Annotated in this window: 8 protein-coding genes; all 8 read left to right on the top strand. The window is 68.0% G+C overall.

Annotation, left to right across the window (positions count from 1 at the left end; all coding sequences use genetic code 11):
* The first annotated feature begins 122 nt into the window (after window positions 1-122).
* The gene (gene epsE / locus GM676_RS30650; protein ID WP_155468353.1) at window positions 123-911 is read left to right on the top strand and encodes a polysaccharide export protein EpsE; all 789 of its coding nucleotides are present in this window, start codon (window positions 123-125) and stop codon (window positions 909-911) included.
* Between the two features lie 34 nt (window positions 912-945).
* Window positions 946-2,358: a chain length determinant protein EpsF gene (gene epsF / locus GM676_RS30645; protein WP_155468352.1), complete on the top strand. Its 1,413-nt coding sequence runs from the start codon at window positions 946-948 to the stop codon at window positions 2,356-2,358.
* 14 nt (window positions 2,359-2,372) lie between these two features.
* Window positions 2,373-3,248: a chain length determinant protein tyrosine kinase EpsG gene (epsG, locus tag GM676_RS30640; RefSeq protein ID WP_155468351.1), complete on the top strand. Its 876-nt coding sequence runs from the start codon at window positions 2,373-2,375 to the stop codon at window positions 3,246-3,248.
* On the top strand, window positions 3,248-4,153 hold the full coding sequence (gene xrtB, locus GM676_RS30635; protein ID WP_371866414.1) for an exosortase B: 906 nt from the start codon (window positions 3,248-3,250) through the stop codon (window positions 4,151-4,153). The genes epsG and xrtB overlap by 1 nt, the downstream gene beginning before the upstream one ends.
* Entirely contained in the window at window positions 4,150-4,839 is a 690-nt protein-coding gene (gene epsI / locus GM676_RS30630; protein WP_155468350.1) for an exosortase-associated protein EpsI, B-type, read from the top strand. The genes xrtB and epsI overlap by 4 nt, the downstream gene beginning before the upstream one ends.
* Before the next feature lie 22 nt (window positions 4,840-4,861).
* Window positions 4,862-6,487, top strand: coding sequence for a hypothetical protein (locus GM676_RS30625; RefSeq protein WP_155468349.1), 1,626 nt, complete (start codon window positions 4,862-4,864; stop codon window positions 6,485-6,487).
* A gap of 149 nt (window positions 6,488-6,636) precedes the next feature.
* Window positions 6,637-8,937, top strand: coding sequence for a DUF4962 domain-containing protein (locus tag GM676_RS30620; RefSeq protein ID WP_155468347.1), 2,301 nt, complete (start codon window positions 6,637-6,639; stop codon window positions 8,935-8,937).
* A 192-nt stretch (window positions 8,938-9,129) separates the two neighbouring features.
* A partial coding sequence (locus GM676_RS30615) for a glycosyltransferase (RefSeq protein WP_155468345.1) occupies window positions 9,130-10,185 on the top strand: 1,056 nt, incomplete at its 3' end.

Below are 10,185 nucleotides of genomic sequence, written 5' to 3'. Positions count from 1 at the left end.
CCGGCCGCCGCGGCCGCCGGCCCGGCTGGCGCGGCCGAGGCCGGCAGCGCCAACGAGCGCGGCGTGTCCGGCCTGAAGTAAGCCGGGCGCAAACAATTTCACTCAATAGGATGGCGTAGATCATGAAAAGATGGGCAAAATGGATGGTGGCAGCGATGCTGGGGATGATGGCCACGCTGGCCTGGGCGGGCGATGTCCTGCTGGGCGGCGGCGATCTGATCAAGGTGTCGGTCTACGGCAGCCCCGACCTGGGACTGGAAACCCGGGTGGCGGAGGATGGCAGCATCACCTTCCCGCTGGTCGGCAATGTCAAGGTGGGCGGCCTGCCGGTCTCGGCGGCGGAACAGAAGCTGGCCGGGCTGCTGGAAAGCGGCGGCTTCCTGCGCAAGGCGCAGGTTAACATCGTGGTGACCGCGCTGCAAAGCCAGCAGGTGTCGGTGCTGGGGCAGGTGAACCGTCCCGGCCGCTACCCGCTGGACACCCGCCGCACTGTGCTGGACATGCTGGCCCAGGCCGGCGGCATCGGCGCCGAGGGCAGCGACGTGGTGGTGCTGATCCGCAAGCAGGGCGACAAGCCGACCAAGCAAAACATCGACATCCTCGGGATGATGCAAAGCGGTAACGTGGCGCCCGACGTCACGGTGGAAAGCAACGACATCATCTTCGTCGAGCGCGCGCCGCGCTTCTACGTGTACGGCGAAGTCCAGCGTCCCGGCACCTTCCGCCTGGAGCGTTCGATGACGGTGTTGCAGGCGCTGGCCGCCGGCGGCGGCCTGACCCAGCGCGGCACCGAGCGCCACATCCGCATCAAGCGCCGCGACGCCGACGGCAAGCTGCAGGTGATCGACGCCAAGCAGGACGACCTGCTCAAGGCGGACGACGTGGTGTACATCAGCGAAAGCTGGTTCTGAGCCGCGCTCACATTGTTAAATATGGAAGTCTAAAATGAACGCTACTCTGTTTTTCCTGATCCTGCGGGCGCGCCAGCGCATCGTGCTGACCGCCTTCCTGGTGACGGTGCTGGCGACCGCCGCGGTCAGCTTCATCCTGCCCAAGACCTACACCGCCACCAGCTCGGTGGTGCTGAACTTCAAGGGCATCGACCCGCTGACCGGCCTGACCATGCCGGGCCAGCTGCTGCCCGGCTACATGGCGACCCAGGTCGACATCATCAGCAGCCGCAACGTGGCGCTGCGCGTGGTCGACGCGCTCAAGCTGGCGCAGAGCCCGGCCGTGCTGGCCGAGTTCAACGCGTCCACCGGCGGCCGCGGCGACGTGCGCGACTGGCTGGCCGAGCTGCTGCTGAAAAAACTCGACATCGCGCCGTCGCGCGAGAGCAGCGTGATCGACATCACCTTCAAGGGCTCCGACCCGCAGTTCGTGGCGGCCGTGGCCAACGCCTTCGCCGATGAATACCAGCGCGTGGCGATCCAGCTCAAGGTCGATCCGCTCAAGCGCGCCAGCGCCTACTTCAACGACCAGATCAAGACCCTGCGCGACAACGTCGAGGCGGCCCAGAGCCGGCTCTCCAAATACCAGCAGGAACACGGCATCGTCAGCGTCGACAACCGCCTGGATGTGGAAACCAACCGCCTGAACGACCTGTCGGCGCAACTGGTGGCGGCCCAGGGCCAGCGCATGGAGGCGTCGTCGCGCCAGAACATGGCGCTGGGCGCCAGCGGCTCGGAATCGCCGGACGTGCTGACCAACCCGCTGATCCAGAACCTCAAGGCCAACCTGTCGCAAAGCGAGGCCAAGCTGGCCGAGATGGCGCAGCGCCTGAGCCCGAACCACCCGCAATACCAGAGCGCGGCGGCCGAGACGGAAAAACTGCGCAACGAGCTCAAGGCCCAGCTGCGCCTGGTCGCCAACAGCGTCGGCAACAACGCCACCGTGCTGTCGCAGCGCGAGGGCGCGATCCGCGCGGCGCTGGAGGCGCAAAAAACCAAGGTGCTGGAACTGAACCGCACCCGCGACGAGCTGAGCGTGCTGGCGCGCGACGTCGACAACGCCCAGCGCGCCTTCGACACCACCTCGCAGCGCTTCTCGCAGACCCGCGTCGAGGGCCAGGCCGAGCAGTCCGACATCGCCGTGCTGAACCCGGCCAAGCCGCCGATCGAGCCGTCCAACCCGAAAATCGCCCTCAACATCGCGCTGTCGGTGGTGCTGGGCGCCATGCTGGGCATCGGCTTCGCCGTGCTGGCCGAGGTGTTCGACCGCCGCGTGCGCGGCGAGGTCGACCTGGTCGACACGCTCGACATCCCGGTGTTCGGCGCGATCGACTGGAAAGATACGCCGGCCCGTTCCGTCAACGGCCTCCAAGCCCTCCTGCGCCCGCGCCGTGCGCGCCTGACCTAACCGTGACCATAGCCATGAACCAACCTCTCTCTCCGGCGCCGCTGCGCGCCGCGCCGCCAATGGGCGACTCCAGCATCGGCGGCCTGCTGCTCGCCGCCGGCAAGATCACGGCCGAAAACGCCGAGCACGCGCTGCGCATGCAGCGCGAACTGGGCATCCGCTTCGGCGAGGCGGCCAAGCGCCTGGGCCTGATCACCGAGGCCGACATCGAGCAGGTGCTGGCGCGCCAGTTCGACTACCCCTACCTGCGCCAGGGCGAAGCCAGCTACCCGGACACCCTGAAGGCCGCTTACGAGCCGTTCAGCCCGCAGGTGGAAATGCTGCGCGCCGTGCGCAGCCAGCTGATGCTGCGCTGGTTCGCGCTGGGCCACAAGTCGCTGACCATCATGGGCGCCGGCGCCGGCGACGGCACCAGCCTGCTGGCGGCCAACCTGGCGGTGGTGTTCTCCCAGCTGGGCGAACGCACGCTGCTGGTGGACAGCAATATGCGCCACCCGGCGCAGCACCAGATCTTCAGCCTGGAGGCGCGCCAGGGCCTGTCCGACCTGCTGGCCGGACGCGCCGACTTCGACAGCATCAGCAAGATCGACGCCTTTGTCGCGCTGTCGGTGCTGAACGCCGGCACCCTGCCGCCCAACCCGCAGGAACTGCTCAGCCGCAGCGCCTTCGCCGCCGCCAACCTCGAGCTCGAGGCGCGCTTCGACGTGGTGCTGTATGACGCGCCGTCGCTGGCCGCCGGCGCCGACGCGCTGGCCATCGCCGCGCGCACCAAGGGCGTGCTGCTGGTGATCCGCAAGAACAAGACCGGCCTGGCCGAGGTGCAGGCGCTGCAAGAGCAGATCAAGCGCAGCGGCGCCGAAGTGGTCGGCTCGGTCCTCGTCGACTTCTGATGAACGCGCCCGTCATGCCCAGCAAGCTCGACCCGCAGCCGGCGGCGCCGTCGCCGGCCCTGGCGTTGCCGCTGGCCGAGTGGTGGCCGGTGCTGGTCGGCCTGCTGGCCCTGTTCGTCCCGACCTTCTACCACCTGTTCACCGGGGTCTGGCGCACCGAGGAGCAGGCGCACGGCCCCATCATCCTGGCGCTGTCGCTGTGGCTGGGCTGGCGCAACCTGCCGCGCGCGGTGGCCGCGCCGCGCCCGGCGCCGTGGGGCGGCTTCACGCTGCTGCTGATCGGGCTGCTGTTGCACATCCTTGGCGGCTCGCAGGAAATCGTCTCGCTGGAAATCGCCGCCTTCATCCTGATCCTGGGCGCGCTGGTGCTGATCAAGTTCGGCCGCCCGGCGCTGGCGGTGCTGTGGTTTTCCTTCTTCTTCATGCTGTTCATGATTCCGCTGCCGGGCTCGCTGGTCAGCATGCTGACCATGCCGATGAAGATGGCGGTGTCGTACGTGGTGGAACACCTGCTGTACGCGGCCGGCCTGCCGATCGCGCGCGCCGGCGTGATCCTGCAGGTGGGGCAGTACCAGCTGCTGGTGGCCGACGCCTGCGCCGGCCTGCAGACCTTCCTCACGCTGGAGGCGCTGGGCCTGTTCTACCTGAATGTGGTGCGCCACACCTCGGCCCTGCGCAATGTGCTGCTGGCGCTGCTGATCATCCCGATCTCGTTTACCGCCAATGTGATCCGGGTCATGGTGCTGACCCTGATCACCTATCATTTCGGCGACGCCGCCGGCCAGGGCTTCCTGCACGGCTTCGCCGGCATGGTGCTGTTCATCAGCGCCTTGCTGCTGATCCTGGCGCTCGACTCGCTGTTGCAATTGTTCGTCAAATGGAAGCGCGCAGGAGTGACCCCATGAGGAATAAAGCGTTTACGGTCAGCGTCGTGCTGGGCCTGCTGATGGTGACCGCCTCCGGCCTCACCAAGGTGATGACGCCGTCGCAGAAAATGGCCGACACCCAGCCCAAGTTCAAGCTGGAAACCCTGATCCCGACCCAGTTCGGCGACTGGCGGATCGACCCCACCCTGGTGCCGCTGGCGGTCGATCCCGACACCCAGGCGCGGCTGGACGCCATCTACAACCAGACGCTGTCGCGCACCTACATCAACCGCGACGGCCAGCGCGTGATGCTGTCGATCGCCTATGGCGGCGACCAGAGCGACAACATGGGGGGGCACTACCCGGAAACCTGCTACACCGCGCAGGGCTTCCAGGTGCAGCATTCGGCGCCGGGCAGCGTCAGCACGCCGTATGGCGCGATCCCGGTCAAGCGCCTGTACGCCGTGTCCGGCCAGCGCCACGAGCCGATCACCTACTGGATCACGATCGGCAACCGCGCCGCCCATCCCGGCATGGAGCAGCGCCTGACCCGGCTGCGCTACGGCCTGACCGGCATGATCGCCGACGGCATGCTGGTGCGGGTGTCCACCATCGGCACCGACGAGCCGGCCGCCTACGGGGCGCAGGAACAGTTCATCAACGCCATGCTGGGATCGCTGGACGAGCGGGCCCGCACCCGCCTGACCGGGACCCTGGGCATGTGATCCGCCACACTGAATCGATTTTATGAAACTGCCATTTTTCCGCCGCAGCCGCCTGGCGGCGCCGACGCCCTTCCAGCTTTCCCGCGCCCGGCCGGCGGCCCGCGGCGGCCTGTCCTGGCTGTTCCTGCTGCCGGTGCTGCTGGTGTCGCTGTTTGTCGGCCTGATCGGCGGACTCGACTCGCCGGCCCTGCTGCTGATCGTGGTGGGCGCGGTGTTCGCGCTGCTGCTGTTCGTGATGGCCAATTTGTACGGCCTGATCACCATCCTGTTCGTGGCCGCCTTCCTGGTGCAGGGCAGCGCCCTGTACTTCGTGCGCATGAAGGCCGCGGTGTGGGTGGCGGTCGGCTTCGCCATCATGTTCCTGGCGCGCACGCTGCTGGAATTGCTGCTGCGGCGGCGCCCGCGGGGCGAGGATATCCCGCGGCCCGAGGGCGGCGGGGTGCTGCTGGCGGCCGCGCTGTACGTGCTGTGCTTTGGCATCAGCGGCGTGATCAACCGGGTGCCGACCGGCCAGCTGCTGTCGGCCTTCAAGTCGACCCTGCCGATGTTTGGCGTGCTGCTGGCGCTGTACTGGATCCGCTGGCAGCCGCAGCAGCTGGAGAAACTGTGGCGGCTGCTGGTGGTGGTGGCCCTGATCCAGCTGCCGGTGGTGCTGTACCAGCACTTCTTCATCGCCGACGGCCGCACCTACGACTCCATCGTCGGCACCTTCGGCGGCACCCCCGGCTTCGGCGGCAACAGCGCCGGCATGGTGATCTTCATGCTGGGGATGCTGGTGTACGCGCTGGCGCGCTGGGACCGCGGCCTGCTGTCGCTGCCGCGCATGCTGGCGGTGGCGGCGGTGGTGCTGGCGGTGGTGCTGCTGGGCGAGGTCAAGGCCGCCTTCATCTGGCTGCCGGCGGTGACCTTCTGGGTGCTGCGCAAGCGCATCATGAAGAACCTGCTGTTCATGGTCGGCTACGCCATGCTGATCATGGTGTTCATGGCCAGCACCTACGCCGTGTACAAGGCGCTGTACTGGGGCAAGAATTTCAACAAGGGCCACACCGTGGCGGAGGAGCTGGACGCGCGCGGCGGCTATTTCTTCGACCCGCGCAGCATCAACTACAAGACCGGCGAAGTCAGCCGCGGCGCCTCGCTGGCCATCTGGTTCAACGACAAGGGCAGCTCGCTGCCCAAGCGGCTGGTCGGCTTCGGCCCCGGCGCCAGCAAGCCGGCCGGCGGCGTGGTCAGCGCCGGCGAGGTGGCGCGCCGCTACGCGCCGCTGTCGATCGACGCCACCGCGCTGGCCATCCTGCTGTGGGACGAGGGCGTGCTGGGGGCGCTGGCCTACGTGGCGCTGCTGCTGGCGGCGCTGCGGCTGGGCTGGAAGGTGACCAAAAACAAACAGCTGGACCCGGGGCGCCAGGCCATCGCCGAAACCTGCGTGCCGCTGCTGGCCCTGCTGCTGTCGACGCTGATCTACAACCGCGGGCTGGTGGAGGAGTGCACCGCCGAGCTGTTGCTGATGTTCTGCATCGGCAGCATCGTGCAGATCGCCCGTTACAGTGGCGCCGCCGCCACAGTCGCGGCGGCCCCGGAAACGGCGCCGCCGCTGGCCGCGCCAGCGGTGAAAAGCGGGTTGGCCAGGCCCTTACATGCAGCGTGATATGAAACAAGGATTACTACAGAGAAATTGATTTCTGGCGGGAATAGTGTACACTTTGCGTATGCTTGATTCCTGCCCAGGGTTCCGGATCTGGGCGAGCAGCGGCAGACAGAGCCGCTTTTTTGCGTCAGTCACATCCTGGAGAAAACATGAATCCCTTTAAGTTGACCGCCTGGCGCTGCGCCGCGCTGCTGTCGTTTGCCGTCAGTGTGCCCGGCTTCGCCGCCGACTGGGTGGTGTCGACCGACCCGACCGCCGTGCGGCCGACCCCGGCCAACCTGGACGTCCAGGTGCAGAATCCGCCCAGCTTCGCCTGGTCGCGCCTGCCGACCGCGACCGCCTCCACCACCTATGTGCTGGAGCTGACCCGCACCGGCGCCACCAGCCCCATCACCTACAGCGGCCTGTCGCGCAACTGGTACATGCCGTCCACCACGCTGGAGCCGGGCACCTACAGCTGGCGCGTGCGCCCGACCGCCGAGCCGACCAACTGGTCCACCCCGCGCAGCTTCGTGATCCCGACCACCGCCACCGCCTTCGTGGTGCCGGAAAACGCCACCCTGCGCGCCTACACGCTGGCCCATCCGCGTTCGCGCATGCTGCCGACCACCTTCCTGCCGTACGCCAAGTGGACCCCGGCCATGATCGCCGAGCGCGGCGCCGCCTACAAGGCGCTGGTGAGCGACGTGGTCGGCCACATGCCGATGACGCCGGTGCTGGACGCCAACTGGACGCTGGTGGCCACCACGCCGATGACCGCGGCCTATGTGGCGCAGCTGGGCGATATCCGCAACCGCATCAACAACACCGGCCACCAGCTGGAGGCGGCCGCGCTGCTGTACCGCCTGAGCAATGACGTCACCTACCTGAACGAGGCGATCAAGCGCGGCGACGAACTGGCCGCGCTGGCGCCGGACGGCGTGACCAGCTATGTCAACCAGGACCAGGCCACGCGCGTGATCTGCCTGTCGCTGTCGAAGGCCTACGACTACCTGTGGAACAACCTGGACGCCACCCGCCGCACCAGGTGGATGAACGTGGTGGCCTACCGCACCGCCCAGATGTACGCCGACCTGGCCGGCTCCAATGGCCGCATGGACCAGTATCCGTTCGACAACCACGGCGGCAACAACATCGGCTTCCTGGCCCTGATCGCCGCCCTCAACCTGGGCGACGTGCCGGCCGCCACGCAATGGTACGACTTCTCGGTGCGCTACTATGTGCACTCGGTGTTCGCCTGGAGCGGCGCCGAGGGCGGCTTCTCCAACGGCACCGCCTACGGCCAGGCCGCGATGGACCTGTCCTTGCAGATCTGGGACCCGCTGGCCGAGATGACCGGCGTCAACCTGTTCAAGAAACCCTGGGCCAAGGGCTTCAAGGACTTCTTCACCATGTTCGTGCCGCCGGGCGCCAAGGTGCACGCCTTTGGCGACGGTTCGGAGGACACGCCGACGCCGAAGTTCCTCAAGGCCTTCGCCTCGCGCTTCGCCACCCCGGAAGCCAAGTGGTACTACGATAACATCGCCGGCCAGGAAGACGCGCTGACGCTGCTGCTGGCGCCGTCGCCGCTGCCGGTGAGCCGGGTCGCGGCCGGCGCGCCGCCCGCCAACTCCGGCGTGTACCCGAGCATCGGCTGGGTCGCCATGCACAACAACCAGGCCAACCCGATCGCGCCGGCCGCGTTCAACCCGAACCGGGTGTCGCTGTACTTCAAGTCCAGCCCGTTCGGCTCGTACGCCCACAGCCATGGCGACCAGAACGCCATCCTGCTGCACGCCGGCAGCCGCGTGCTGCTGACCCAGGCCGGCTACTACGAATATGGCACGCCGCTGTTCTACGACTGGTACCGCCAGACCAAGTCGCACAACGCCGTCACCTACGACGGCGGCATCGGCCAGGCCATCGACCGTGACAACTATCCGGTCAACCTGCTGCGCACCGGCCGCATCAACTCGTTCGCGCCAAGCGCCGACCTCGACTACGCCGAGGGCGACGCCACCGCCGCCTACGGCGGCAACCTGACCGCCGCCATCCGCCGCGTCTGGTTCTCGCGCAAGCTGGGCGGCGCGGCCGTCATCATGGACACCCTGGCCTCGCCGTCGACCCTGCCGGCCCGCTCGTTCGAATGGAATCTGCACGCGGCCGCGAGCATCGTGTACGACCCGACCACCAACGTCGCCAGCATCACCAATGTCGACCGTTCGGTCTGCATCCGCCCGATCAGCCCGGGCCTGTCGTACAAGGTGACGGTGGCGCCGCCGCCCAAACCTGGCACCGTCGAGGGCCATGGCGCCTACTACCTGCCGGCGTCGCGCAGCGCCGAAATCCTGATGCTGCTGGACGTGGGCTGCGCCGGCGTCACCGGCAAGGTCAACACCGTCAGCGGCGCCCGCGTGCTGACGCTGAGCAACGCGGCCAAGACCGTCACGCAGGATATTCCGCTGCCGTAAGCGGCTGCCGGGGCCCTGCGCACCAAAGGCGATTGCCATCAAGGCAATCGCCTTTTTTGTTATAATTTCGAAATCTATTGTCTTCCGCCAGAGCCGCTTTTGAACCAGCCCAAGCCTATTAATATCGTGCAAATTGTGCCCGAGGTACTGCCCACGCACCGCGCCGATGTGGCTGTTTTATTTGGAAAATATTTGCCGCGCCACGCGATCCGCTGCGCGCTGCTCGGGCTGGGCGACCCGGCCGCGCCGGCCAGCATGCCCGGCTTCGCCAGCGTGCGCCGCGTCGCGGCCGGCGGCAGCCGCCTGCTGCGCGACGCCCGCTTCGCCCTGGCCAGCCTGCGCACCGCCGTTGGCGTGCCGCGCGCCGAGTGCGACCTGATCCAGGTGCGCGACATGGTCAGCATCGGCTTGCTGGTGATGCTGGTGGCGCGCCTGCGCGGCATCCCGTTTGTCTACTGGATGTCGTTCCTGATGTGCGAGGGCCGGGTGCAGCGCGCCCGCGCCCAGCTGGCGGCCGGCGGCGGCCTGCGTTCGCGCCTGATCCTGGCCAAAGGCCTGGTCGAGCAGGTGCTGCTGTACCGCGTGGTGCTGCGCGGCGCCAGCCATGTCTGCGTGCAAAGCGACGCCATGAAAGACTATGTGGCGGCGCGCGCCATCCCGGCCGCGCGCATCAGCGCGGTGCCGATGGGGGTGGACACCGAGCTGCTGGACCAGCAGCAGGGCGCCGCGCGGCGCCTGCCGGCCGACCAGGGCGTGCCGCTGATCGCCTATCTCGGCACGCTGGACCACATGCGCCGCCTCGACCTGGTGATCGACGCCCTGGCGCTGGTGCGCCAGCGCCACCCGGCCGCGCGCCTGCTGCTGGTGGGCGGTTCGCCGGATCAGGCCGACACCGATAAATTGCTGGCCCACGCCGCCGCGCTGGGCCTGGCCGACGCCGTGCACATCACCGGCTGGATGCCGGGCGAGCAAGCCTGGCAGCTGCTGCGCGGCGCCGACGCCGCCATCTCCTACATCCCGCGCGGCGTCATGTACGACTACAGCTCGCCGACCAAGCTGCTGGAATACCTGGCGCTGGGCATCCCCAGCGTGGGCAACGACAGCCCCGACCAGCTGCACGTGCTGGGCCGCAGCGAGGCCGGCTGGCTGTCCGGCAACACCGCGCCCGAGCTGGCCGGCGTTGGCGTGCTGGCTGGCGTGGCCATCGCTGGCGGCTGGTGGATGCTGCGGATGTGGCACACTTTCGGC

It is taken from the genome of Duganella radicis, from assembly GCF_009720825.1.
Lineage (GTDB): Bacteria > Pseudomonadota > Gammaproteobacteria > Burkholderiales > Burkholderiaceae_D > Rugamonas > Rugamonas radicis.
This window is presented reverse-complemented; position numbering and strand designations above follow the sequence as displayed.